Genomic DNA, 23,609 nt, shown 5'->3' on the forward strand with positions numbered 1-23,609 from the left:
TCTCCCCAGATCTGGACGTTGTCCTCAAGCATGGCGCGGACCAGGAGGGTGCCGGTGACGGCGCGGCCCAGGGGGGTGGTGTTGAAGTAGGCGCGGCCGCCGGAGCGGATGTGGAACGCGCCGCAGGTGAGTGCGGCCAGGCCCTCTTCGACCAGTGCGGCGCGGCAGTCGACGAGGCGGGCGATCTCGGCGCCGTAGGTGTTCGCGCGGGCGGGTACGGAGGCGATGTCGGGTTCGTCGTACTGGCCGATGTCGGCGGTGTAGGTGCAGGGGACGGCGCCCTTGTCGCGCATCCAGGCGACGGCGACGGAGGTGTCGAGGCCGCCGGAGAAGGCGATGCCGACGCGTTCGCCGACGGGCAGGGAGGTGAGGACCTTAGACATAGGAAGAGTATGCATCGAACCGCATGGTCATGCAAAAGGATGTGACACGCGCATCACATGGGCCCCAGTGGTCGCCGAGGGGTCGGATGTCGGTGTGCGTACGAGCCTCTCGCGCGCGGGAAACGGTGACATGCATCACAGGGGAATCCCGGATCACGGAACCATTACGACCGCTCCCGGCTCGCCGATATGTCGAGATTTGTCGCTCGGGCGTCGACATTCCCCCTCTCCCATGAATTGCCCGTCCCGAGGAATGAGACGCCCGGCGCCAACAGGGCAGGCCAGGTTCTGTTCTGATGATCCGTCAGCAGTGTTGCGGGGGTGGGCCGCTGGGCCTCCGGCACGACCGGACCCCGTTTTCAAGTCCGGTCGCGCGGCGCCGAAGCGGAGCCGGGGGAGGTGACTTGCCAGGCCGTTGGGGGACTTCTAAGAATGGCGGCTCGCCCGGAGCCGGCGCGGCAAGGGCGCCGGCGCTTCGCAGAAACCGAGTGAGGTCCCGCATGCAGAAACACCGCAAGAACACGCGTTACCGGAAGCTGGCCATCGGCGCGGTCGCGGTCGGGATCGTGGGCATACCCACGGCCGCGATGGCATGTCTGGACTCGGACGGACCCGGCACCGGGAAGGTCAACGCCCAGCAGGACCCGCGGCCCGCGCACAGCGCCTCCCCCCTCGGCATCCGGCCCGGCGGCGAGAAGGGCCCGGAGAGCCATACGACCGGCACCGACCGCACCCCCGGCGCCCGGCCCACCTCCGGACAGGCCACCCGCGGCCCGCAGAAGCCCAAGCCGCCGGCCCCCACCCTCACCAAGAAGCCCACCAAGCCGGCCAAGCCCAAGCCGACCAAGACCACCAAGCCCAAGCCGCCGTCCCCGACGGCCACCAAGAAGCCCACCACCCCGCCCGCCCCGCCGACCGGCACGGCCGCCCAGGTGCTGGCCCTGGTCAACAAGGAGCGCGCCAAGGCCGGGTGTTCGCCGCTCAAGTCGAACGCCAAGCTGAACACCGCGGCCCAGAACCACAGCAAGGACATGGCCGCCCACGGCAACATGTCGCACACCGGCTCCGACGGCTCCAACCCCGGCCAGCGCATCACCCGCGCCGGCTACGCCTGGCGCACCTACGGCGAGAACGTCGCCTACGGCTACAGCACCCCCGAGAAGGTCATGACGGGCTGGATGAACAGCTCCGGCCACCGGGCCAACATCCTGAACTGCTCCTTCAAGGAGATCGGCATCGGCCTCGCCCAGCCGAACTACTACTGGACCCAGGTCTTCGCCGCCGCCGGCTGACCCTGACCCGCACCCCCGGCCCGCGCGCCCCCCGCCGGCCCCCCCACGCGTTCAGCCTGCCCCCATCAGCCCCTCGGCCAGCAGCAGTACGCCGATCGCGCCGATCACCCAGGCCATGACCGCCGCGGCGTGGGCCTCCAGCCACCGTTTGGCCCGGCCCAGCGGTCCCAGCACCCGGGGCCCCCACACCAGGTGCAGCAGGACCGGCAGGGCCACGGTGCTGGCGGCCCCCGCCGTGAACAGCGCCACGGCGGCGGCCGCCACCGGGGCCGAGTCCGCCGCCGACCCGATGGCCAGCCCGGCCGCCCCGGCCAGCAGGAAGATCTTCGGATTGGCCAGCGCCAGCAGGATCCCCAGCCGGAAGGCCTTGGCCGGGCCCGCCTCGCCCAGCAGCCGCATCCACCGCGGCGCCGGTTTGCCCCGCCGCACCAGCCACTGCCGGACCCCCAGCAGTACCAGGGCCGCACCCAGACCGACCCGCACCCAGTCCACCCAGGGCCGGTCCTGGGAGGCCCCCGGCACCAGACCCGCCAGTACGGTCCCCAGGGCCGCCGGAACGGCCACGCCCAGGATCCAGCCCATCAGGAAGGCGCTGCCGGTGGCCCGGCCCCGGGGCGTGAACTGCATGAACACCGCCGGGATCACGGTGAACGGGGAAACGGCGATCGCCACGGCCAGCGGCGCGATCTCGGCGATCACCGTCGGGCCCGGAACCGGGCCGGCCGCCGGCCCTGCACTCTCGCGGTCATGCACCCACTGTCCCCGCCCGCCCGTACGCCTCCGGTAAGGGACCGCGGCGGACCGCCCACCGGACACCCGCCGACCACCCGTCCGGCGGCCCACCGCCCGCTCGCCACCGGGCCCGCCGCCCCGTCCGGCCGGGACCCCGGCCGACCGCCGGAGCCGAGGATTCCCGACCCCCGGCGCGGGCGCCCCCCTTACCGCTACGGTCGTCGGGGTCCTCGGTGACCGCGACCAGACGCACCGCTTCCCGGGAGGAGTTGGGGATCATGATGTGGCGGGTGGAGGAGTTCGGGGCGTCCCACGAGGGCACGGTGGGGGTGCTGCTGGCCGACGGCGCCGAACCCGGCCCGGTGTACCTGGACCTCGGCAGCGGGTCCAACGTCCAGCAGACCTCCGACTGGGCGGTCTACGACGGCCGGCACGGCCGGCCGCGGGCCCACTCGCTGCGCGCCGCCTGCTCCTGCGGCTGGCGGGGGCACCGCCCGTACCCGCTGGACTGGGCCGGGATCGGCGAGCGCCGGCTGTACGAGGCGGAGGTGGACACCAGCGGCCCCTACGCGGACTGGGCGGAGCACTCCCGGGAGGTGGAGGCCCGCTGTGAGCCGCTGCCCGAGCGGCTGCGGGAGACCCTGGACCGGCTGGAGCGCCAGCTCGGCGAACTGTCCGTCGACGCGCCCGTGGCCACCCTGCGGGCCGTGGCGGCCCTGGAGCGGATCGTCCAGGCGGCCGGCCGGGAGGCGGCCCGGGGCACGGAGGTGGACGGGCTGGATCCGGCCGCCGTCGGCCGGGGCCTCGGACTGTCCGAGAAGGCCGCACGCGCCCGGCTGACCCGCTACGGCCGGGGCGGCGGATCCGGGCTCTGACCGCCGGGCCACCCGTCGCATGACAAGGTGATGACTCGCTTGTCTGTTCTTCCGACCGAAGCGGGGGATTCGGCCTGCCCCGGCAGGCCGCCCGTCTACTGTTCCTGAGGTCGCCCCTGCCGTCCCGCCGGAGGAACAGCCATGCCGTCCGCCAGAGCCCTGAGACCGCTGTACGCGGTCCTGCTGGTCCTCCTGCTCGCGGCCCCGGCGCCCTCCCTCACGGCCTCGGCCGACACCTCCGCCGACCACGCCGGCGCCGACCGCGCCCCGGCCCGTACGGCACGGCCGGTTCCGATCCCGGCCCCGTCGACATCCCCTTCCCCGGACTTCGTCCCCAGACCCCGGGCGGCCGGTGTCCGCGGACTGGAGATCGCGGTACCCGCCTACGTCTGGGCCGACGACGCGATGATCGCCGACCTGACCGGGCCCGGCCCCGCCCCCTCGATCGTGGTCCTCAACCCGGGGAACGGGGACCTGCCCTTCGACGGGCCCTGGCGGGCCGCCGCCGACGCCCTGCGGGCCCGTACCACCGCGACCGGCGAGCGGACCAAGATCCTCGGCTATGTGCACACCGACCACGGGAACCGCCCGGCCGCCGAGGTGAAGGCCTCCGTGGACAACTACCTGCGCACCCCGGACGGCCGGCTGCACGTGGACGGCATCTTCTTCGACGTGGTGGCCCGCGACTGCGGGCCCGGCAACTCGGTGCGCGACCACTACACGGCCCTGCGCCGCTACGTCCGGGAGGAGATGGCCCGGATCGACCCCGGTGCCGAGGACCTGGTCGTCAACAACCCGGGGACCGCCATCGCGGACTGCTTCCTGGAGCGCGGCAAGCGCACCGCCGACGTCTTCGTCACCTACGAGGACACCTACCAGCGGTACCTCGCTGGTGACGGCGGCCCCGGCGGCGACCTCCGCGCCTGGCACGGCGGCAACGTGTTCGACCATGCCACCGGCTACCGTCCCGGCGCCGAACTCGACCCGGACGGCACCGCCTTCTGGCACCTGGTGCACAACGTCCCCGACGAGGACGCCATGCGCACCATCCTGCGGACCGCCTTCGAGCGAGGCGCCGGATACGCCTACGCCACCAGCGCCACCATGCCCAACCCGTGGAACACCGGCCCCTCCTGGGCCTTCACCCGGCAGACCGTCCACGCCGCCACCCTGGGCTGACGGCCGGAGCCGGCCGGGCCCGTGCGGGCCCGGCCGGCTCCGGTGGGCCCGAAGGCCCGGACCGGCTCAGGCGGCTTCGCCGACGAGCTCCTCCAGGACGTCCTCCATGGTGACGAACCCGATGACGGCCCCCTGGTCGTCGGTGACGGCGGCCAGATGGGTACCGGCCTCCCGCATCGCGTCCATGGTGTCGTCCAGCGGGGTGTCCCGGCCGATCCGGGTCACCGTGTGCAGGGCCGAGGACGGGAACGGCGCGTTCCGGTCGGTCGCCGCCAGGGTGTCCTTGATGTGCAGGAAGCCCAGGATCTCGTCCCGCGGACCGGTGACGACCAGCCGGGAGAACCCGTGGTCGGCGGCGGTGCGCTCCAGCCCCCGCGGGGTGATCCCGGCGTCGACCGTGACGAATCCGGCGCGCGGGATCATGATCTCGCCGACCGGGCGCTTGCCGAGCTCCAGGGCGTCCCGCAGCCGCTCGCCGTCCTCCGGGGCCAGCAGGCCGGCCGCGGAGGAGTCCCGGACCAGCCGGCCGAGCTCGTCGTCGGTGAAGACCGCGCCGACCTCGTCCTTCGGTTCCACCTTGAGCAGGCGCAGCAGCGTGTTCGCGAAGGCGTTGATGCCGAACACGAACGGGCGCAGCGCCCGGGTCAGCGCCACCAGCGGCGGACCGAGCAGCAGCGCGGTCGGCACCGGCGCGGCCAGCGCGATGTTCTTCGGGACCATCTCGCCGATCAGCATGTGCAGGTACGTGGCCGCGGCCAGGGCGATGACGAACGCGATCGGGTGGACCAGCGCCTCGGGGACGCCGACCGCCGCGAACGGGGGCTCCAGCAGGTGGGCGATGGCCGGTTCGGCGACCGCGCCCAGGACCAGCGAGGACACGGTGATGCCGAGCTGGGCGGTGGCCATCATCGCGGAGAGGTGCTCCAGCGCCCACAGGGTGGTGCGGGCGCGCCGGCTGCCCTTGACGGCGGCCGGTTCGATCTGGCTGCGGCGGACCGAGATCAGGGCGAACTCGGCGCCGACGAAGAAGGCGTTGGTGATCAGGGTGAGGGCACCGATCAGCAGCTGGATCGCGGTCATCGGTCCTCCCCCCGGGTTCCGGCCGTCTCTTCGGCGGCGGCGGGCGCCGTGACCGAGACCCGGTCGGCGCGGTGGTGGTCTATGTCGAGGACGGTGAGTTCCCAGCCGTCGACGACCAGGGTGTCGGACTCGACGGGGATCCGGGCCAGCCGGGTGGCGATGAGACCGGCCAGCGTCTCGTACGGGCCCTCGGGGACGGTGAACCCGATCTCCGCGAGCTCGTCGAGGCGGACGCTGCCGTCGGCCTCCCAGACCGGCCGCCCGTTCTGCCGGGGGCCCTCGATGAGGTCGGGGACCTCGATGGGGTCGTGCTCGTCGCGGACCTCGCCGACGACCTCTTCCACGATGTCCTCGACGGTGACCACGCCGGCGGTGCCGCCGTACTCGTCGATGACCACGGCCATGGTCCTGGCCTTGCGCAGCCGGCCCAGCAGGGTGTCCACGGGCAGCGAGTGCGGCACCAGCAGGGGGGCGGTCATCAGCTCGGACACCGGGGTCACGGGCCGCTGGTCCTCGTCGAGTTCGAGGACGTCGCGGATGTGGACGGTGCCGACCACCTCGTCGAGTGAGTCGCGGTAGACGGGGAACCGGGACAGGCCGCCGGCCAGGGTCAGGTTCGCGGCATCGGCCGCGGTGGCGCGCAGTTCCAGGGCCTGGACGTCGATCCGCGGGGTCATCACGTTCTCCGCGGTGAGCTCGGCCAGGTGGAGGGTGCGGACGAACAGCTCGGCCGAGTCGGCCTCGATCACGCCCTCCCGGGCGGAGTGCCGGGCCAGGGCGACGAGCTCCTCGGGCGTACGGGCGGAGGCCAGCTCCTCGGCCGGCTCCAGCCCGAAGCGGCGCACCAGCCGGTTGGCGGTGTTGTTCAGGTGCCGGATCAGCGGGGCGAACGCGGCCGTGAAGGTGCGCTGCGGACCGGCCACCACCTTGGCGACGGCCAGCGGCCGGGAGATCGCCCAGTTCTTGGGGACCAGCTCGCCGATCACCATCAGCACCACGGTGGACAGCGCCACGCCCAGCAGGGTCGAGGTGGTGGGCACCGCGCCCGCGGGCAGGCCCACGGCTTCCAGCGGTCCGCGCAGCAGCAGGGAGACGGAGGGCTCGGCGAGCATGCCGATCACCAGCGAGGTCACCGTGATGCCCAGCTGGGCACCGGACAGCTGGAAGGTCAGCCGCTTGGCGGCCTTCAGGGCACTCTCGGCGCCCCGCTCGCCGGCCTTGGCGGCGCGTTCGAGCTCACCGCGCTCGACCGTGGTGAGCGAGAACTCTGCGGCGACGAACACCGCGCACGCCAGCGTCAGAGCCAGCGCGAGGAGCAGCAGCAGGACTTCGGTCACCGTGCCACCTCCGCTCCCGGCTCGGGGTTCTGCGGGCGGGCTGTGGCACGGCTCGTACTGGGAGGTTCACCCATTGCGGGTCCTGCACTCCATTCGCTTCTCGGCGGACTCGGGTGGTCCGGACTGCTTTTCGGTCACGGACAGTATCCGCATCCCGATGGTAAAGGGCAAGTAAATTCCCCTGCCGGTCCGGTGCTGCGGGTCTGATACGTTCTACAGCATTGTAGAAACAACTGAGGGAGAACGGTATGGCCCTGTGGGACCGCATCAAGGAATCCGCGTCGACGATGCAGGCGCAGCTCGTGGCCACCAAGCACGACCTCAAGAGCGGCGCGTTCCGGGACGCCGGCATGGCGATGTGCGCGCTGGTCGCCGCCGCCGACGGCACGATCGACCCCGCCGAGCGCCGCCGGGTGGCCCAGCTGATCGCCACCAACGAGGTGCTCGCCAACTTCGACGCCGCCGACCTCCAGCGGCGCTTCGACGCCAACCTGGAGAGGCTCGCCGCCGACTTCGACTTCGGCAAGGTCGGGGTGCTCCAGGAGATCGCCAAGGCCAGGAAGAAGCCGGCCGAGGCCCGCGCCGTCATCCAGATCGGCATCGTGATCGGCGGCGCCGACGGCGACTTCGACAAGACCGAGCAGGCCGTGGTCCGCGAGGCCTGCTACGCCCTGGGGCTGCCCCCGCACGAGTTCGACCTGTAGCGGCCCCCGCGGCGGCCGTCCCCGGGCCCGCAGGGGCCGCCACCAGGTGCGGAACCCCCTCCGGGGAGGATGGCGGTACGCACCACACGGAGGGGGACGCACGGACATGAGGGACCACGGACCGCCCCACGGCAGACCGCACCACGGCAGACCGCAGGACGGCAGACCGCGGGACGACCGGCTGCGGGACGAGGAGGGCTACCGGGAGCTGCTCGGGTCCATGGGGCTGGAACCCCTGGGCACCTGGTGGCTGCCCGGCATACGGAAGAGCGCCACGGCGGGCCGGCTCCTGGCCCGGGCGGGAACGGCGCCGGACGCTCCCGCGGCCACCGCTCCGGCCGAGGCGGCCCGGCTGCTGCTGGCCGGCGGCCGGGAGTTCCTGCTCGCGTTCGAGGGCCCGTACGCCCCGTCCGGCGGCCGGGGCCGGGCCTGGCGCCGGGTGCGGCTGGAGGCACCCGACCCGGTGGCCGCCCTCGCCGCGCTGTTCACCGCCGCCGACCCCGACCCGCGCGGTCTGCTGGCGTCCGGTGTGGACGGCGAGACCGTCGCCGGTGTCCTCGACCGCGCCGAGGGCCCCCGGCTGCTGGTGCTGACCGGGGTCGGCGCCCGGATCGAGCGGGCCGCCGAGACCGCGGCCCGGGAGGACGGGGGCCGGGCGGAGGCGGTCTGGGAGGAGTTCCTGGACGCCCCCGCCCCGGACCCCCGGGTGCTCGGCGACTGGGCCGAGGGGCTGGTCCGCAACCCGGCCACCCCCGAGGACCACCGGCGGGAGCTGCTGTCCGGCTCGCCCCGGCTGATGCGGCTCCTCCCGCCGGACGAGCGGGTGGCGGCCGCCCTGGCCCACCCCGACCCGAAGGCCGGACTCGGCGCCGCCGAGCTGGGGGAGGACCTCGGCCCGGACCACTGGGCCCGGCTGATCGCCGCGGCGGGCACCGAGCGGGAGCGGTGGCTCCTCGCGATGCTGGCCGCCGACCGCCGGGCCGAACTGCCCCCGGAGACCTGCGCCCTGCTGGCGGCCGACCCCTCGACCCGGGTGCGGGCCGAGACCGCCCGGCTGGCCGGCCTGCCGGCCGCGGTCGCCGGCGCCCTCGCCGGGGACCCCGAGGCGACCGTACGGGCGGCCGTCTGCGGAACCTCGTGGCCCCTGCTGTCGGAGGACCGCCGCCGGGCCCTGCTGGCGGACCCGGCGCCCGCCGTACGGGCCGCGGCCCTGCGGCCGCACACCGCGGACCGGCCGGTCTCCCCGGCGGAGTACGAGCGCGCGGGCTTCCCGGACTGGATCCTGGAGAGTGCTCCGCCGTCCCCCGAACTGGTGGAGAAGGTGCTCGCGGCCGGAGATCCGGACCGGCGCCGGCTGCTCGCCGGGAACCCCCGCCTCGATCCGAAGACCGTGGCCCGGCTCGCCGGGGACCCCGACGCCGGGGTGCGGCACACGGTCTCGGTCCGCGCCGACCTCACCGAGGCCCAGCGCGCCGCGATCCCGGTGGACATCGGCCGGTCCGGCACCTCCCGCACCCTGGAATGGGTGGCGGACCGGCACGGGGACCCGGAGGCCATGCGGGAGCTCGCCGCCTCCTCGCACGTCCTGGTGCGCCGCAGCGTTGCCCGGGCCCGCCGGCTGCCGCCGGACGTGGTCGGGCGGCTGGCCTGGGACCCGGACCCGGTCGTCCAGCTGTTCCTCGCCGAATCCTGCGAGGACGCCCCGGCCGAGATGCTGCTCCGCGTCTGGACCTGGTGGACCGGCAGTCTGTCCTTCCCGGGCCGTCCTCGTACGCACCCGAACTTCCCGCGCGCCGGCCTGCTGGGGTACGTGGGCGATCCGCACGGCCGGATGCGGCGGCTGGCCCTGGACGACCCGGAGTCCACTCCGGAGCTGGTCGCCCGCTTCTCCCGGGACCCGGACCCGGAGGTGCGGGGGCGGGCGGCCGAGGACCCCCGGCTTTCCGCCGCCGACGCGGCCCGGCTGGCCGAGGACCCGAGCGACACGGTCCGCGCCGCCGTGCTCGGTGCGCGCCGGCTGCCCGCGAGCGTGCTGGCGGCCTCCCTCCGGGATCCGGACACGGCCTCCCGGGCCGCCCGTAACCCGGGGATCCCGCCGCGGGTCATCGCCGGCATGGTGGCCCGGTCCCGGGGGGTGCGGGACCGGGCCGTGATCGGGGGCACCGGGTGAGGGGGTGCGCGGCGCCGCGCCCGTCCCCGGGGCGGGGCGCCGCGCGCTGCGGTTCCCTGATGTGTTCGAACGTAGCGGTGCCCGCGGTCCCCGGTGGGGGTTTCGGTGCGGCTTACGGCCTCCTTAAGGCCCCGTTGAACCGAACATGTGCGCGGAGGTCCACGACCGGCCCCTCCCGCCTTTCACATCAGGTCACGGAGCGCGTACATTCCGTCACGTGCGCCGCACGAAGGCGCGCTCGGAAGGCCGGGGGATCCCCGGCACAGAACAGAAGGATCAAGGGCATGGCAACAGGCACCGTGAAGTGGTTCAACGCGGAGAAGGGCTTCGGCTTCATCGAGCAGGACGGCGGCGGCCCCGACGTCTTCGCGCACTACAGCAACATCGCCACCCAGGGCTTCCGCGAGCTCCAGGAAGGCCAGAAGGTCACCTTCGACATCACCCAGGGCCAGAAGGGGCCGCAGGCCGAGAACATCGTGCCGTCCTGACCTGACCCCGATACCCGGGGCCCGCTCCCCACCTCGCCGGAACCACCGCGCGTTGCGGCCGCGTTGCAGGTTCGTGGCCATCATGCCGAGGAGGTTCCGGCAGGTGGGGGCGGGGTCCTACGGTCCGACGGAACATCGCGACCGAGGAGTGTCCCGCCATGCCCGTCGATCTGTCGGACGAGAGCCGCTACGACCGTGCCCGCCTGCGCCAGTGGGCGGGCGGCCGTGCCCGCTCGGCCGGAGTGGACCGCCGCGACCTGCTCCGGCTGTTCGCGGCCGGCGCCGCCGCCGGCCCGCTGGGCCTGGCGGCCGCCGACCCGGCCACCGCCGCACCCGCGGCCGTCGACGGCCCGGCCGCCGCCGCACCCGCGGCCCTCCCCGGGATCGTCAAGCCGCTGCCGCCCGAGCTGTTCACCATTCGGGGCACCAACGCCGAAACCAACTTCGCCGCCCTCGCCGGCACCGGTCCCCTCACCCCCCTCGACCGGTTCTTCGTCCGCAACCACACCACCACACCGCGCCTGGACCCCGCCGACTGGCGGCTGGAGGTCTGGGGCGACGCCCTGCGCGGCGGTCCGGTGGAGTTCTCGTACGACCGGCTGCGCGCACTGCCCGCCGTCGAGCGGACCCTGTTCATCGAATGCGCGGGCAACGGCCGCAGCTTCTACACCACCCAGCAGGGCCAGCCCGTCACCGGCACCTCCTGGACGCTCGGCGCGATCGGGGTGGCCCGCTGGCGCGGCGCCCGGCTGTCCGACGTGCTGCGCCGCGCCGGGGTCACCCGTCGTGCCGTGGACGTGCTGCCCCGCGGCCTGGACGACGAAGTGGTCGGCAACGGGGTCCGGTTGGGCCGGGTCCGGCGCCCGCTGCCCGTCTCCAAGGCGCTGGACGACGTCATCCTCGCGTACGAGATGAACGGCGAGCCGCTGCCGCCCGACCACGGCGGCCCGGTCCGGGTGGTGGTGCCCGACTGGATCGGAATCTCCTCCATCAAATGGGTCGGCGACATCGAGGTGAGCGCACAGCCGCTCTACACCCCCTGGAACACCGACCTGTACCGGCTGTTCGGCCCCGACCACCCGCCGCAGGGCAGCGCCCCGCTCACCCGGCAGACCCTCAAGAGCGCCTTCGAACTGGAGCAGGGCGCGACCGTACCGGTGCACCGGACCCGGCTGCTGACCGGCCGTTCCTGGTCGGGCGCGGCCCCCGTGCACCGGGTCGAGGTCAGCACCGACGGCGGGGACCGATGGCGGCGGGCCCGGTTCCACGACGCACCGCGCCGGGGTTCCTGGGTGCGCTGGTCGGTGCCGTGGACCCCGCGCAGCACCGGGCCGACCGCCCTGCTGGCCCGGGCCACCGACGCCACCGGCCGCACCCAGCCCGTCACCGCCGCCCACAACACCCAGGGCTACCTGTTCGACGCGGTGGTCCGGCACCCGGTCACCGTGATCTGACCGGGCCGACCGGCGGCGGGCCTCAGGCCTTCCAGTGCGGCAGCAGCCGCTCCAGCGGGCCGGGCAGCCACCAGTTGGCCCGGCCGGTCAGGAACATCACCGAGGGCACCAGCACCAGCCGGACCACGGTGGCGTCGATGATCACGCTGACCGCCAGGCCCACGGCGAGCATCTTGATGACCACCGAGGGCGAGGCGGCGAAGGACAGGAAGACCACGGTCATGATCAGTGCCGCGCCGGAGATGACCCGGCCGGTCACGGCCAGTCCGGTGCCCACGGCCCGCTGGTTGTCGCCGCCGGCGCGCCAGTCCTCGGTGATCCGGGAGAGCAGGAAGATCTCGTAGTCCATGGACAGCCCGAAGGTGATGGCGAACATCATCATCGGCACGTAGGACTCGATCGGGACCGGCTCGGACAGGCCGAGCAGTCCGTCGCCCCAGCCCCACTGGAACACCGCGACCAGCACCCCGTAGGAGGCCGCCGTGGTCGCCAGGTTGAGGAGCACCGCCTTCAGCGGGATGACCAGGCTGCGGAACACCGTCATCAGCAGCAGGAACGAGGCGAGCAGCACCAGGCCGATGATCACCGGCAGCCGTTCGGTGACCGTGTCGCGGAAGTCCAGCTGGCCCGCGGTGCTGCCGGTGAGGTAGCCGGTGGCCCCGGTGCCGCGCAGGCCGTCCGGGAGGGTGTGTTCGTTCAGGGCGGTGAACAGGGAGCCGGTGGCCGCGTCCTGCGGACCGGACGCCGGGGTCACCGTGGACAGCAGCACCTTCCCGTCGGCGCTCGGCCGCGGCGGGGAGAACCGGGCGATGCCGGGGGTGTTCCCCAGGGCCTCGCCGAGCCCGGCGCCGATCCGGTCGGCGGGCGCCCCGGCCCCGGCCAGGTCGACCACGACCAGGAACGGGCCGTTGGCGCCCGGGCCGAACCCGGGACCCCCGGCCTCGGAGATCCATGTGTAGGCGTCGCGGGTGCTGCTGCCGGCCGGGTCCGCGCCGGCGTCCACGTGCCCCAGCCGCATGCTGAACAGCGGTACGGCGCACAGGGCCAGCAGCAGCGATCCCGCGGTGAGGAACTTCAGCGGGTGGCGGGCCACCAGGGCCGCGTACCGGTGCCAGCCGTCCCCAACCCCGGAGGTCTCGGCGACCGGACGCCGCACCCGCACCCGGTCGATCCGCCGCCCCACCAGTGCGAGCGCCGCCGGTACGAGGGTGACCGCGGCGGCGGCCGTCATCACCACGGCCGTGGTCGCCGCCAGCCCGAGCTTGCCGATGAACGGGAGTCCGCAGGCGTACAGGGCGAGCAGTGCCACGCCCACGGTCATGGCGGCGACCAGGACCGCGTGCCCGCTGGTGGCGGTGGTGCGTCCGGCGGCGGCGACCGGGTCCCCGCCCTCGATCAGGTCCTGCCGGTAGCGGGTGGTCAGGAACAGGGCGTAGTCGATGCCGACCCCGAGCCCGATCATCGCGGCGAGGGTGGGCGCGGAGGTCGCGAAGGTGACGGCCCCGGCGACGATGCCGACCACGCCCAGTCCGACGCCCACGCTGATCAGTGCGGTGACCACCGGGAGCAGGGCGGCGGCGACGCTGCCGAAGGCGAGCAGCAGGACCAGCAGGGCGGCGGCCAGGCCGATGGCCTCGCTGGTGGCGTTGCCGGCCGGGGGCCGGACGATCTGCTCCAGGTCCCCGCCGTAGCCGACGCCGACTCCGGCGGCGCGGGCCGGCCCGGTGGCCTCGTCCAGGTGTCGCGTGTAGTCGTGCCCGAGGGCCTTCAGGGGTTCGTCGAAGGATATGACGGTGTAGGAGGTCCGGCCGTCCGTGCTGGTCACCGGCTCGGAGGCGGCGGTGACGTGGGGGAGGGCGGCCAGCCGGTCCACCGTGTCGCCGACCTCCTGGCGGTACCGGCCGTCCAGGGTGCCGGAGTCCACGTGGAAGACCACCTTCCCGCTGGGCGCCCCGGCGGCCGGTTCGGAGACCGCGAGCAGCTTGGCCCCGGTGTCGGTGCGGGAGCCGGGCAGGGTCACCTGGTCGCTGTAGACGGGCCCCACCGCCTGGCGGCCCGCGAAGGCGGCGCAGAGGACCAGCAGCCAGGCCCCGATCACCCACCAGGGGTGCCGGGCGCAGAAGGATCCGGTCCGGGCCAGCCGGGTGGGAGGGGGGTCGGAGGGCACGGCGACTCCAGGGGATGCGAAAAGTGTCAGGACTGACAGGTGAGGTTAGAGCAGAAGTGGCAGCGCTGCCAATTGACATGCCTGCCGGGAATGCGGAGGATGGCGGCCATGGCATCACCCGAACCCGCACCGGGCCCCGCACCGGCATCCGAACCGGGCCCCGCACCGGCATCCGCACCGGAGCCCGCGCCGGGCCACGCGCCCGCGTCCCCGCCGGAGGCCGCTCCGCCCGGGCTGCGCGAGCGCAAGAAGGAGCAGACCCGGAACGCCCTGCGCGCCTGCGCGGCCGAACTGTTCGCCGCACGCGGGTTCACCGCCACCACCGTCACCGACATCGCCGCCGCGGCGAACGTCTCGGAGCGCACCTTCTTCCGCTACTTCGAGAGCAAGGAGTCCCTGCTCCTGCCGGACAGCGCGGAACTGTTCGCCTTCATCGAGACCGCCCTGGCCGCCCGGCCGCGCGAGGAGGACCCGCTCGACGCGGTGTGCCACGCCCTGCTGGAGGCCGCGGTCCCGTTCGCCCGCAGCACCCTCACCGGACTCACCCACTCGCTGGCCGGCACCGAGGGGCAGGACCTCATCCGGTCCCGGCTGACCCAGGCCTTCGCCGAGTTCGAGGACCGGCTCACCCTGCTGGTCCTGGACCGGCTCCCAGCCGATCTGCCCGACGCCGACCTGCACGCCGGGGTCATCGCCTGCTCGGCGCTCTCCGCCGCCCGCGCCGTACTGCGCACCCAGCGGGCCCGCCGGGAAGCCGGCACGGCCGGCGACGCGGCCCCGCTCCTGCCCAAAGCCTTCGCCATCCTCGCCCGGAACGGAACTCCCGCACAGTGAAGCCCCGCCGCAAACCGCTCCTGCTGACCGCCGCCTCCCTGGTCGCGGTCATCGCCGCCGCCACCGTCACCGACAAGGTGGTGGAGAACAAGGTGGAGGACCGGGTCATATCGGCCGCGAGCTGCCGCCTGGATCCCACCGGGCCGGTCACCGCCGAACTGGACAGCCCCTTCGCCGGGCTCCAGGCCCTCACCGGCAGCATCGGAACCGTCCGGGTGAAGGCCGAGGGCGTCCGGCGCCAGGGCACCACCGTGGACGTGGAGGCCGAACTCAAGGACGTCACCGACGACGGCACCGGCAGCGGCGGGACCGCCACCGCCACCGTCCCCTACAGCGGGGTCCGGGACCGGGCCGCCGCCGAGAACAAGGGCCTGGGGGAGGGGATGACCGTGGGCAACGACGGCGGGGACCTCGTGCTCAACGGGACCGTCGGATCCCTGGGGCTGCCCGTCACCGTGCGGACCGAACTGTCCACCACCGCCGACACCCTGACCGTCACGCCCTCCACCGTCAGCGTCCTCGGCCGGGACGTCCCGGTGGACCAGCTGGCCGGCCTGCCGTTCGGCGGTGCGCTCGCCGACGGCCTGAAGCCGCGCACGGTCGCCATCGAGGACCTCCCCACCGGAGCCGCCCTGACCGGCGCGCACGCGGGCGCCGCAGGACTCGTCCTCGCCTTCAGCCTCACCGCGGACTCCCTGGGCCCCGCCGCGGACAGCACAGCGCCCTCGTCCCGGAGCAGTGCTCCGGGACGAGGGCGGTGTTCCGACCTGTGAGCGGTGCTCCGAACCGTGAGCGGGGGCCACGAGGGCCGCGGCGGCTCCGGGGGCGAAGGCTCCGTCAGCAGTAGGGGACCGGCTGGTGGTTGTGGACGAACCGGGCCGACACCCAGCCCCTGATGCCGTCCAGCCGGTACCAGACCGGGTTGCCGTCCACCCATCCGCCGCGGATCTGGCAGTCGAGCTCCACCCGCTGACCCGGCTTCAGCACCTTGACCGTGTCCGAGTAGATGGTGGCCCGCTCACGGACGTTGAGGGTGGACTTCGAGACCACCTCTCCCACCGGGTACGAGGGCGACGGCGCGGCCCACCCCGACGCGGCGGCCGGACCGATCAGCAGGCTCGCCGCCATCGTGCACACCAGTACGGTCTTCTTCATCCTCGGCCTCTTTCCTCGCGCGTCAGTGTCCGGGCACGACTATCCGCGCGGTACGGGCCGCCGCCCGCGGGACACGCCCGGGGGTCAGCCGGACGGAGTCCCCGCGAGGCCCCCCCGAGCCTCGCGGGGCCCGGCTCAGGTGGCCCGCAGCGGGTCCAGCACCCCGGCATCCGGGGCCGGCAGCTCGAACACGGCGGGCTCACGGCCGTAGCCGTGACGGTCGGCCTCCGCGGCCCGGTGCAGCAGCTCCAGCACCGGGCTGCTCTCTGACACCTCCACGGGAGCACTCCTTTCGGACGGGAAGGGTCGCGGGTCCATCAGGAGATCCAGGCGTTGACGGCGAACCGGTAGTCGCGGAACTCCCCTGACGGACACCGGATCGGCAGCACCTGGTGGTAGGCGGTCCCGGGGAACAGGATCAGCGTGTCGAAGGCCGGCTCCAGATCCCGGTGGCCGTCCGCCCGCCACGCCCGGCCCCCCTCGGCGGCCACGTCGTACAGGCGCAGCGCCCCGCCGGTGAACCGCTTGGGGCGGCGGTGGAAGTAGTAGAGGGCGGTGAGCTGGTGGACCGGGTCGAAGCCTAGTTCCCCCGCGTCGGTGTGCGCGGTGAACCCGGCGGCGTCCCCGTACGCGGTGATCTGGGTGGCCACCTTCACCCCCGGCGCCCGGATGCCGAGCACCGAGCGGGCCAGCGGCAGGCAGTTGGCCAGCGCCTGCCGGAAGAACGGGCTGTCGATGGGCAGATAGGCCGCCTGCCGGCCGTACTCGGAGGTGTCCCCGGCCAGGAACTCCGCCCGCCGGTCGACGGCGAAGGCGTGCAGTCGCTCCGCGTCGGCGGCGCCCAGGAACCCGTCGATCCGCAGGACCGGAGCGGGCACCACGACCGTCGGACGGGCCCCGCCGGAGAAGACCTCCGGGCCGACCGGGGTGTCCGCAGGGGCCGCCGGCCGCTCGTCGTTCAGGACTTCTGTCATGCCCCGCAGCCAACGCCAACGGCCGCGGGCCCGGCAGGGCGCGCACCCGGCGCACCAGGGCGTACGCCCCGGTGACGGCACCGGCCGGAACCCTCCCGTGCATCCGCGTCCCCCGGACGGTCCCGCCGGACGCCTGGCCGGGAACCCCACGGCCGGTTCCGGCCCCCCGCGCCCGGGGGAGCGGGCCGGCGCTCCCGCGGTCAGCCCGCCGGATCCTCCGGGGCCTCGTCCAGCGCCCGGGCCAGCAGCAGGGCCGGCTCCTCGCCGCCCGCGGCGTCCAGCGCCCGGTCCAGCCCGTGCTCGCCCAGCAGGGCGCGGACCGCCGCCTCGCAGTCCTCCCGTACGGCGGCCAGCTCGGGCGTGCCGCGCTGCGGGTGGCCCACCGAGCGCCAGTGGACCAGCCCGGCGGCGTAGATCCTGGCCGCCGCGGCCCCGTCCCCCTGGAGGGCGACGGCCGCGGCCAGCAGGTCGAGGCCGAGGGCGATCCCGAAGCTGTCCCCGATCCTCCGCTTGGCGAACAGCATGGCGCGGGCCCGCCGGGCCGCCCGCCCCGGCCGCTGCTGGAACAGCGCTATCAGCGACAGCTGGTACTCCAGGTAGGAGCGGGTCCAGTACTCCCCGAGGCGCACGCACTCGGCCAGCACGGTCCGGGCCTCCCGCTCGGCGTCTTCGAGGCGACCGGCACCGGTGAGGGCGAACACCGTCACCAGCCGGCAGAACATCCGGGCCTGGGACTCGAACGGCCCGCCCGGGACCTGCCGCAGGGCGCGGGCCGCCACCCGGTAGGCGAGATGGGGGTTCCCCGACATCAGATGGACCAGCCCGTTGAGATAGGCGGCCCGCAGGACTCCCTCGGGATCGGCCGCCGGGTCCGCGGCCTCGGCGCAGCGCCGGGCCAGTTCCAGGGCCCCGTCGTGATCGCCCTGGAGCAGCAGGGTCACCCCGAGCGCCCACAGCGCCTGCCGACGGGCCGGCCCGACCTCCGCCGGCCCGCCCTCCGCCGACCCGCTCTCCTGCCCGTCGTCCAGACAGCGCTCCAGATAGGCCCGGGCCTCATGGAGATGACCGGTGCACGCCCAGAAGAACCCGAGCCGGCCGGCCTGCTCCACCGCCCGCTCCGGGGCGGTCGCCATCAGATGCTCCAGCGCCGCGCACTGGTCGGCGTGGGACTCCTCTACCCTGGTGTACCCCGCCACCTGCCCCGGTCCCAGCCAGTCCCGTTCCGCCCGCGCGGCGAGCTCGCCGAAGTGGGCGGCGTGCCGGTCCGCCGAGGATCCTCGTTCCCCCAGCTCGGAGAGCCACATCCGGCCGTAGTCCCGCAGCGGCTGCAGCAGCCGGTACCGGTCCCCGGAGCGGGTCAGCACGGACTTGCGGGCCAGCGACTCCAGCAGCGCCGGGATCCGCGCCGCGTCCAGCGGGCCGCCGGCGCACACGGACACCGCGTCGGACCGGTCGAACGGCGCGCGGAACTCGGTCAGCCGGGCCCACAGCAGCCGCTCCGGCGGATCGCACAGCTCATGGCTCCAGCCCATGGCGGTCCACAGGCTCCGGTGGTGGCCGGGACGCCCCGCCGGCCCGGCCGCACCCGGCGACCGCAGCGGATCCTCCGCGGGCCGGGTCCGCAACCGGGCCGCGAGATCCGCGGCCCCGTCGTGCGCCAGCCGGACGGCGGCCAGCTCCAGCGCCAGCGGCAGCCCGTCCAGCATCCGGCAGATCTCGGCCGCCGCGGTCCGCTCGGCCGGCCCCGGCCGGACCGCTCCGGCGGCGACCGCCCGGTCCCGCAGCAGCTCCAGTGCCACCCCGTCGGCCAACGGGCCCACGGCCAGGACGTGTTCACCGGGCAGTCCGAGCGGCTCACGGCTGGTGGCCAGCACCCTCAGCCCGGGCGCCGTGGTCAGCAGGTCCGCGACCAGGTCGGCGACCGCGTCGATCAGGTGCTCGCAGGAGTCGAGGACCAGCAGGGTCGGCCGTCCGGCCAGCCAGCGGCACAGCCCCTCCAGGGGCATGTCGGGCCGGTGGTCGGAGTATCCGACGGCGTCGGAGACGGCCGCCACCAGCAGCCGCTGGTCCTGCAACGGCCAGAGGTGCGCCCAGCACACGGCGGGACCGCCGCCGCCCCCGGTCGGGGTCACTGCGATCGCCCGGAGGGCCAGCCGGGACTTGCCGACCCCGGCCGGGCCGGTCACCGTGGTCAGCCGGTGCGCCGCGAGCGCTGCCCGGAGCTCCGCGGTCTCGGCCTCCCGGCCGATGAAGGTCGTCGCCGCTTCGGGAAGATGGGAGATCACCAGAGCATTCTCGACCCTCATCGGCCCCGGCGCACCGGAATGGCAACCGCGTTCGGTCCGACCGCCGTCAACCGGCCGGTATCGGCCGGCCGCCGTCAACGACCCAGGAGCGCACGCACGTTCGCGATCCGGCCGCAGTCGGCGTCGAGCTGCCGTCCGCGCTCGGCCCAGAACGCCGCCCCCAGTTCGGCCCGGCGTTCGTCGGGCACGTTCTCCCGGGCCCCGTTCAGGATGGTCCGCTCCTCCTCGTCCAGGTGGTGGGTGACCGCCTTGACGAGCTCCTCCAACTTCTCGTCCCAGGCCTCGGATCCGACCTCCTCCACCTCCAGCAGGGCGAGCAGTGCCTCGTTGCCCTCGGCGTGCTCCTCCGTACCGTGGTCCACCTCGTCGTCGTCCACGTTCTTGAAGCGCTTCAGCGCCCCGTACACCTCGGCCTCCTCCGCCTCGCCGTGGGCGACGAGCAGCGCGGAGAACTCCGTCAGCGCGCCCGCGCGGTCCGCCTCCACGCTCCGCATCCGGCGGAAGAGCTCCTCCATCGTCCGGTGGTCCTTGAGGATCAAAGCGACGACGTCCTGGTTCTGCTGCCGGTCCTCGGCCATGCCCGTCTCCTCCTCGATGCGATTCCTCCGTCCCCCGGCGCCTGCTCACCCGGGGGCCGTCCAAACATCCGGGGTGTGTGGGCTCGCGGTGCCGGGGCAGGCGCGGAACACGGCAGACCGTACGGGGGCGGCCGGGAAGCGCCACCGCCCCCGCCGACCCGAGGAGTTGTTCCCGCGTGACCGAACACGTCGAGCGTGCTGAGCATGTCGAGCCCGTATGGGGCTATCGGACGACCGCCGGACGGATGACGGACATCGACCTGACGGGTTTCCGGGTCGAGGCGGCCGACGGCGGCATCGGCAAGGTGGACAAGCACTCGGACGAGGTGGACGACTGCCACCTGGTGGTGGACACCGGCGTCTGGATCTTCGGCAAGGAGGTGCTGCTGCCCGCCGGCACGGTGACCCGGATCGACCCGGACAACCGGACCGTCCATGTGAGCTGCACCAGGGAGCAGGTCAAGGACGCGCCCGAGTTCCACCGGGACCGCCATCTCGGCGACCCGGGATACCGGGAGGAGCTGGTCGGCTACTACTACGGCCCGGGCTTCTTCGGCGGCCGCATCATCTGAACCGTTCGAACCGTTCGAACCGGCTGAACCCTCCGCACCGTCCGACTCCGCCGTGGACGGGACCGTCCCGGTCCCGTCCACGGCGGAGTCGCCGGTCCGTGCCGCCGGTTACGGGCGGAGGTCCCGGCGCGTCTCGTCGACGACCGGGAGCGCCGCGGCGGTGCGGCGGCGCTTGAAGACGCTCGAATAGACCGCGAGACCGATGGCCCCGCACACCATCATGATCACGCCGACGACGTCCAGGTTGACCCCGTCCATCGTCCAGTCGCTCGCGAACGTGAGGATCGCACCCACCGCGATGAGCACGATGCAACCGGCTATGCCTCCCATGGATTTCGCCTCCGAAGTAGGGGCGGCCGCATGGGGCTGCGGCCACGTAGAGGCGCGGCTACCCCCGACCGGCCCACGGAAACGGTGCGGACGGCGGTGTGTTCCTCACCCGTACGGGGGCGGTTCGGCGGGGCTTGAACGCGGCCGGGCCGGGCACGCGGGCGGTATGACCTTCCCGATGGCCGACCCGCTCCCCGCCCTGTCTCCCGCCGTCCTCGCGGTGCTGCTGGCCTGCCGGCCGCCGCCCGGAGTTCGGACTTCGGCCCCGTACGGGACCGCCGGGGATAGGATGTGAGGCCTTATGCCCAACCCCGACGGCGCATGACGGGCGCGAGGAATGGGGGACGCCCCGAGATGACGCACGGCGCAGCACGCGAGCTGACGGCGGCGCGTGCCCGTGAGGAGGCCCTGGCCTTCCTCGACCGGCACGGCCTGTCCGGCGCACCCCACCAGGTGGAGGACCTGCTGCTGGTGACCTCCGAGCTGGTCACCAACGCCACCCGGCACGGCGGCGGGGTCGTCGGGTTCCGTCTCGCGCGCGCCGACCGGGGAGTGTCGGTGGAGGTCGAGGACCGGAGCCGGACGGTCCCGGTGGACGTCGGCTCGCCGGCCTGGCAGCCGGGCGGATTCGGCTGGCCGCTGGTGACCACCCTCGCCGAGCGGGTCGAGGTGCGACTGCACCCCGCCGGGAAGACGATCACGGCGACCGTCGTGTGCGGGGACGAGGACGGTCCGGAGGGCCCGGACACCGTCTGAAAGTCGGGATGTGGGAGTCGTCACCCCCATTTCTTTGTCCGCTATGTCCCACCTGATGATGGATTGCCGGGTGGCACTTCGGCATGGTGAGAAAAAATTACGGCACAGGTTGTGTAGCCGCCCGGAAGGCGGGCAAGCGAGGCGACGTCAGTCATCCGTCGCGAGGGAAGGTCCCCCATGTCTCGCTCTGCCGCAGTCGTAGCCCCCGTCCGCCGGACCGGCACGGAGTCCGTGCCGAACGCGGGCGCCTCCGAGAGGCCGTCCGAGACCCTGCCGTACATCACCGACGCGCGGGAAGTCGCGCCCGCCGACGCCAGGGCGCTGTCCCGGCTCTTCCTGGAGCGGCTCCAGTGCCTGGAAGAGGGCACCCGGGAGTACCAGTACACCCGCAACACGCTCATCGAGATGAACGTCTCGCTGGTGCGCTTCGCCGCCCGTCGTTTCCAGGGCCGGTCCTCCGGGGGCGGCAGGACGCCGACCGAGGACATCGTCCAGGTCGGCATCATCGGACTCATCAAGGCCATCGACCGGTTCGACCCGGAGCGGGAGGTCGAGTTCGTCACCCTCGCGCTCCCCTTCATCACCGGTGAGATCAAGCGCTACTTCCGCGACACCACCTGGGCCGTCCACGTGCCCCGGCGCCTCCAGGAGCTGCGGACCGACCTGGCCAAGAGCCAGGAGGGCCTCACCGACCTGCTCGGCCGGGCGCCGAGCGTCAAGGAGCTCGCCGCCGACCTCGACCTCACCGAGGACCAGGTGATCGAGGGGCTGATCGCGGCCAACGGCTACACCAGCGACTCCCTGGACGCGGCCGCCGAGTCCGAGGAAGCGGCCTCGACCGCCCGCAGGACCCGGTCCCTCGCCGACACCATGGGCGACGTCGACCCGGCCATGGAGCTCTTCGAGGACTTCCACACCCTGGCCCCGCTGCTGGCCGAGCTCACCGAGCGCGACCGCTGGATCCTTCAGATGCGCTTCGGCCAGGAGCAGACCCAGGCGGAGATCGGCGCGGCCCTGGGCATCTCCCAGATGCAGGTGTCCCGGATCCTCTCCCGGACCCTCGCCCGGCTCCGCGCCGGCATGCTCGACGAGTCCTAGACAAGGATCCGGCCGCAGGTCACCGGCCGCCAGGACCCGCCGCGTCCGTCGCCTGTAGAGTCGAACATGCCGGACCGAAGTGCGACCGCTGCGACAGAAGGACAGACGTGGGAACTGGGTACCCGGAACACGCGGACGCGGAGGGCGGGACGGGAGCCGTCGGCGGGTCCGACGGCGCCTCCCGCGCTCCGAGAACGTCGGCGGACCTCCGCACCGGGGGAGAGGGCGTGGTGATCTGCGCGCTCAGCGGAGACCTCGACCTCGACGGCCTGGACTCCGTGCGCCCCACCCTGGTGGAAGCGCTGCGGAACCGCCCGGCCCTGCTGGTCGTGGACGTGGAGAACCTGGGCTTCTGCGACTCCTCCGGGCTCAACCTGCTGCTGAACCTTCGCCTGGACGCCCAGGAGGCCGGGGCGGAACTCCGGCTGGCGGCCCCCACCAGACAGCTGGAGCGGCTCCTTCACATCACCGGCGCGGGCGACATCCTCACCGTCCGTCCCACCGTCGCGGACGCGCTCTCGGCTCCGTGAGCCGGGCCGTGCCACCTGATGAGGAACGAGACAGCTCGGACGGCGGGAGCCAGGCCACAGTGAAGACCATCGGACCGGACACCGGCGACCCCGTGCCCTCCCGTCGGCCCGTGACGGTCCAGCGGCGGCGCTTCGCCCTGCGCGGCACCCGCAGGCAGGTCGCCCGCAGCCGCGAGTTCGCCCGCGAGGCCCTGGCCGACTGGGGCTGGGACGGCAACGAGACCGGCGAGGACGCCCTGGTCCTCATCTCCGAACTGGTCACCAACGCCAACCTGCACGCCGGCGGCTGCGAGGAACTCGTCCTCGCCTCCGGGGAGGTCCTCCGCGTCGAGGTGTACGACGCCGAGCGCACCCTGCCCGAGCCGCTGACCGACAGCCGCCGCGGCATGCCCGGCGGCCACGGGCTGTTCATCGTGCGCCGGCTCGCCGACCGCTGGGGAGCGGAGGCCCACGAGCACGGCAAGGTGGTCTGGGCCGAGATCGACGCCGCCCGCCTCACCGCGGACCCTTCCGAGGACCCCACCCACCCGTCCGTCTGAACTCCCCTTCACCGAAGGGGAGTCGACGGGGAGTCAAGGGCGAGCCGAGCGGGAGTCGCAGGGCGGTCGAGGGTGT

25 protein-coding genes are annotated in these 23,609 nt (G+C 73.8%); 14 read left to right on the forward strand and 11 right to left on the reverse strand.

Going from position 1 to position 23,609, the window contains the following annotated elements; all coding sequences use genetic code 11:
* Positions 1-383: argininosuccinate synthase domain-containing protein (locus ACZ50K_RS28905; protein ID WP_468908262.1), on the reverse strand; the 383-nt coding region annotated here is incomplete at its 3' end.
* A gap of 500 nt (positions 384-883) precedes the next feature.
* On the opposite strand from ACZ50K_RS28905, the gene ACZ50K_RS28910 reads away from it, so the two are divergent.
* Entirely contained in the window at positions 884-1,675 is a 792-nt protein-coding gene (locus tag ACZ50K_RS28910; RefSeq protein ID WP_468908263.1) for a CAP domain-containing protein, read from the forward strand.
* A gap of 51 nt (positions 1,676-1,726) precedes the next feature.
* Here ACZ50K_RS28910 and ACZ50K_RS28915 read toward each other — a convergent pair whose 3' ends face one another.
* Positions 1,727-2,428: a GAP family protein gene (locus tag ACZ50K_RS28915; protein ID WP_468908265.1), complete on the reverse strand. Its 702-nt coding sequence runs from the start codon at positions 2,426-2,428 to the stop codon at positions 1,727-1,729.
* 212 nt (positions 2,429-2,640) lie between these two features.
* Between ACZ50K_RS28915 and ACZ50K_RS28920 the strand changes: the two genes are divergently transcribed.
* Together ACZ50K_RS28920 and ACZ50K_RS28925 are read left to right on the forward strand one after the other, a co-directional pair.
* Positions 2,641-3,282, forward strand: a complete 642-nt coding sequence (locus ACZ50K_RS28920) for a hypothetical protein (RefSeq protein WP_468908267.1) — start codon at positions 2,641-2,643, stop codon at positions 3,280-3,282.
* Positions 3,283-3,423: 141 nt separating this feature from the next.
* Positions 3,424-4,461: a spherulation-specific family 4 protein gene (locus ACZ50K_RS28925; RefSeq protein ID WP_468908269.1), complete on the forward strand. Its 1,038-nt coding sequence runs from the start codon at positions 3,424-3,426 to the stop codon at positions 4,459-4,461.
* Positions 4,462-4,527: 66 nt separating this feature from the next.
* Here the strand turns inward: ACZ50K_RS28925 and ACZ50K_RS28930 are convergent, their stop codons facing one another.
* Positions 4,528-5,541, reverse strand: coding sequence for a hemolysin family protein (locus ACZ50K_RS28930; RefSeq protein ID WP_468908271.1), 1,014 nt, complete (start codon positions 5,539-5,541; stop codon positions 4,528-4,530).
* Positions 5,538-6,878 (reverse strand): hemolysin family protein, encoded by a 1,341-nt coding sequence (locus ACZ50K_RS28935; protein ID WP_468908273.1) that lies wholly within the window; start codon positions 6,876-6,878, stop codon positions 5,538-5,540. Before ACZ50K_RS28935 ends, ACZ50K_RS28930 begins: the two co-directional genes overlap by 4 nt.
* A gap of 248 nt (positions 6,879-7,126) precedes the next feature.
* Here ACZ50K_RS28935 and ACZ50K_RS28940 point away from each other — a divergent pair, with 248 nt between their 5' ends.
* The 4 genes from ACZ50K_RS28940 to ACZ50K_RS28955 all read left to right on the forward strand — a co-directional run bounded on the left by ACZ50K_RS28940 (position 7,127) and on the right by ACZ50K_RS28955 (position 11,694).
* Positions 7,127-7,582, forward strand: a complete 456-nt coding sequence (locus ACZ50K_RS28940; RefSeq protein WP_468908274.1) for a tellurite resistance TerB family protein — start codon at positions 7,127-7,129, stop codon at positions 7,580-7,582.
* 106 nt (positions 7,583-7,688) lie between these two features.
* Complete coding sequence (locus ACZ50K_RS28945) at positions 7,689-9,752, forward strand: PE-PGRS family protein (protein ID WP_468908276.1); 2,064 nt, start codon at positions 7,689-7,691, stop codon at positions 9,750-9,752.
* Between the two features lie 284 nt (positions 9,753-10,036).
* Positions 10,037-10,240: a cold-shock protein gene (locus ACZ50K_RS28950; protein WP_468908277.1), complete on the forward strand. Its 204-nt coding sequence runs from the start codon at positions 10,037-10,039 to the stop codon at positions 10,238-10,240.
* Between the two features lie 158 nt (positions 10,241-10,398).
* A complete protein-coding gene (locus tag ACZ50K_RS28955) occupies positions 10,399-11,694 on the forward strand; it encodes a sulfite oxidase (protein ID WP_468908279.1) in 1,296 nt (431 codons plus the stop codon).
* A gap of 22 nt (positions 11,695-11,716) precedes the next feature.
* Here ACZ50K_RS28955 and ACZ50K_RS28960 read toward each other — a convergent pair whose 3' ends face one another.
* Complete coding sequence (locus tag ACZ50K_RS28960; protein WP_468908281.1) at positions 11,717-13,861, reverse strand: MMPL family transporter; 2,145 nt, start codon at positions 13,859-13,861, stop codon at positions 11,717-11,719.
* 108 nt (positions 13,862-13,969) lie between these two features.
* Here ACZ50K_RS28960 and ACZ50K_RS28965 point away from each other — a divergent pair, with 108 nt between their 5' ends.
* Together ACZ50K_RS28965 and ACZ50K_RS28970 are read left to right on the forward strand one after the other, a co-directional pair.
* The gene (locus ACZ50K_RS28965) at positions 13,970-14,695 is read left to right on the forward strand and encodes a TetR family transcriptional regulator (RefSeq protein ID WP_468908283.1); all 726 of its coding nucleotides are present in this window, start codon (positions 13,970-13,972) and stop codon (positions 14,693-14,695) included.
* A complete protein-coding gene (locus ACZ50K_RS28970; protein WP_468908285.1) occupies positions 14,692-15,468 on the forward strand; it encodes an LmeA family phospholipid-binding protein in 777 nt (258 codons plus the stop codon). Before ACZ50K_RS28965 ends, ACZ50K_RS28970 begins: the two co-directional genes overlap by 4 nt.
* Before the next feature lie 64 nt (positions 15,469-15,532).
* Here ACZ50K_RS28970 and ACZ50K_RS28975 read toward each other — a convergent pair whose 3' ends face one another.
* The 5 genes from ACZ50K_RS28975 to ACZ50K_RS28995 form a co-directional block, all read right to left on the reverse strand.
* A complete protein-coding gene (locus ACZ50K_RS28975; RefSeq protein ID WP_468908287.1) occupies positions 15,533-15,850 on the reverse strand; it encodes an SH3 domain-containing protein in 318 nt (105 codons plus the stop codon).
* 135 nt (positions 15,851-15,985) lie between these two features.
* The gene (locus ACZ50K_RS28980) at positions 15,986-16,129 is read right to left on the reverse strand and encodes a hypothetical protein (RefSeq protein ID WP_468908288.1); all 144 of its coding nucleotides are present in this window, start codon (positions 16,127-16,129) and stop codon (positions 15,986-15,988) included.
* A 38-nt stretch (positions 16,130-16,167) separates the two neighbouring features.
* Positions 16,168-16,824, reverse strand: a complete 657-nt coding sequence (locus ACZ50K_RS28985) for a 2OG-Fe(II) oxygenase (protein ID WP_468908290.1) — start codon at positions 16,822-16,824, stop codon at positions 16,168-16,170.
* A 200-nt stretch (positions 16,825-17,024) separates the two neighbouring features.
* Positions 17,025-19,109: an ATP-binding protein gene (locus ACZ50K_RS28990; protein ID WP_468908292.1), complete on the reverse strand. Its 2,085-nt coding sequence runs from the start codon at positions 19,107-19,109 to the stop codon at positions 17,025-17,027.
* Positions 19,110-19,204: 95 nt separating this feature from the next.
* Positions 19,205-19,708 (reverse strand): hemerythrin domain-containing protein, encoded by a 504-nt coding sequence (locus ACZ50K_RS28995; RefSeq protein ID WP_468908294.1) that lies wholly within the window; start codon positions 19,706-19,708, stop codon positions 19,205-19,207.
* A gap of 245 nt (positions 19,709-19,953) precedes the next feature.
* Here ACZ50K_RS28995 and ACZ50K_RS29000 point away from each other — a divergent pair, with 245 nt between their 5' ends.
* Positions 19,954-20,280 (forward strand): PRC-barrel domain containing protein, encoded by a 327-nt coding sequence (locus ACZ50K_RS29000; RefSeq protein WP_468908475.1) that lies wholly within the window; start codon positions 19,954-19,956, stop codon positions 20,278-20,280.
* Positions 20,281-20,388: 108 nt separating this feature from the next.
* Here ACZ50K_RS29000 and ACZ50K_RS29005 read toward each other — a convergent pair whose 3' ends face one another.
* Positions 20,389-20,610, reverse strand: coding sequence for a hypothetical protein (locus ACZ50K_RS29005; RefSeq protein WP_468908296.1), 222 nt, complete (start codon positions 20,608-20,610; stop codon positions 20,389-20,391).
* A gap of 354 nt (positions 20,611-20,964) precedes the next feature.
* On the opposite strand from ACZ50K_RS29005, the gene ACZ50K_RS29010 reads away from it, so the two are divergent.
* The 4 genes from ACZ50K_RS29010 to ACZ50K_RS29025 all read left to right on the forward strand — a co-directional run bounded on the left by ACZ50K_RS29010 (position 20,965) and on the right by ACZ50K_RS29025 (position 23,533).
* Positions 20,965-21,366 (forward strand): ATP-binding protein, encoded by a 402-nt coding sequence (locus ACZ50K_RS29010; RefSeq protein ID WP_468908298.1) that lies wholly within the window; start codon positions 20,965-20,967, stop codon positions 21,364-21,366.
* A 177-nt stretch (positions 21,367-21,543) separates the two neighbouring features.
* Positions 21,544-22,464 (forward strand): SigB/SigF/SigG family RNA polymerase sigma factor, encoded by a 921-nt coding sequence (locus ACZ50K_RS29015; protein WP_468908300.1) that lies wholly within the window; start codon positions 21,544-21,546, stop codon positions 22,462-22,464.
* 107 nt (positions 22,465-22,571) lie between these two features.
* A complete protein-coding gene (locus ACZ50K_RS29020; RefSeq protein WP_468908301.1) occupies positions 22,572-22,994 on the forward strand; it encodes an STAS domain-containing protein in 423 nt (140 codons plus the stop codon).
* A 59-nt stretch (positions 22,995-23,053) separates the two neighbouring features.
* On the forward strand, positions 23,054-23,533 hold the full coding sequence (locus ACZ50K_RS29025) for an ATP-binding protein (protein ID WP_468908303.1): 480 nt from the start codon (positions 23,054-23,056) through the stop codon (positions 23,531-23,533).
* Positions 23,534-23,609 lie beyond the last annotated feature (76 nt).

It is taken from the genome of Streptomyces sp. NPDC033845, from assembly GCF_055576225.1.

Coding starts and splice junctions, on each gene's coding strand:
- ACZ50K_RS28910 (WP_468908263.1), top strand. CDS start 884: ATGCAGAAACACCGCAAGAACACGCGTTACCGGAAGCTGGCCATCGGC.
- ACZ50K_RS28925 (WP_468908269.1), top strand. CDS start 3,424: ATGCCGTCCGCCAGAGCCCTGAGACCGCTGTACGCGGTCCTGCTGGTC.
- ACZ50K_RS28930 (WP_468908271.1), bottom strand. CDS start 5,541: ATGACCGCGATCCAGCTGCTGATCGGTGCCCTCACCCTGATCACCAAC.
- ACZ50K_RS28940 (WP_468908274.1), top strand. CDS start 7,127: ATGGCCCTGTGGGACCGCATCAAGGAATCCGCGTCGACGATGCAGGCG.
- ACZ50K_RS28945 (WP_468908276.1), top strand. CDS start 7,689: ATGAGGGACCACGGACCGCCCCACGGCAGACCGCACCACGGCAGACCG.
- ACZ50K_RS28950 (WP_468908277.1), top strand. CDS start 10,037: ATGGCAACAGGCACCGTGAAGTGGTTCAACGCGGAGAAGGGCTTCGGC.
- ACZ50K_RS28955 (WP_468908279.1), top strand. CDS start 10,399: ATGCCCGTCGATCTGTCGGACGAGAGCCGCTACGACCGTGCCCGCCTG.
- ACZ50K_RS28965 (WP_468908283.1), top strand. CDS start 13,970: ATGGCATCACCCGAACCCGCACCGGGCCCCGCACCGGCATCCGAACCG.
- ACZ50K_RS28975 (WP_468908287.1), bottom strand. CDS start 15,850: ATGAAGAAGACCGTACTGGTGTGCACGATGGCGGCGAGCCTGCTGATC.
- ACZ50K_RS28985 (WP_468908290.1), bottom strand. CDS start 16,824: ATGACAGAAGTCCTGAACGACGAGCGGCCGGCGGCCCCTGCGGACACC.
- ACZ50K_RS28995 (WP_468908294.1), bottom strand. CDS start 19,708: ATGGCCGAGGACCGGCAGCAGAACCAGGACGTCGTCGCTTTGATCCTC.
- ACZ50K_RS29000 (WP_468908475.1), top strand. CDS start 19,954: ATGACGGACATCGACCTGACGGGTTTCCGGGTCGAGGCGGCCGACGGC.
- ACZ50K_RS29005 (WP_468908296.1), bottom strand. CDS start 20,610: ATGGGAGGCATAGCCGGTTGCATCGTGCTCATCGCGGTGGGTGCGATC.
- ACZ50K_RS29010 (WP_468908298.1), top strand. CDS start 20,965: ATGACGCACGGCGCAGCACGCGAGCTGACGGCGGCGCGTGCCCGTGAG.
- ACZ50K_RS29015 (WP_468908300.1), top strand. CDS start 21,544: ATGTCTCGCTCTGCCGCAGTCGTAGCCCCCGTCCGCCGGACCGGCACG.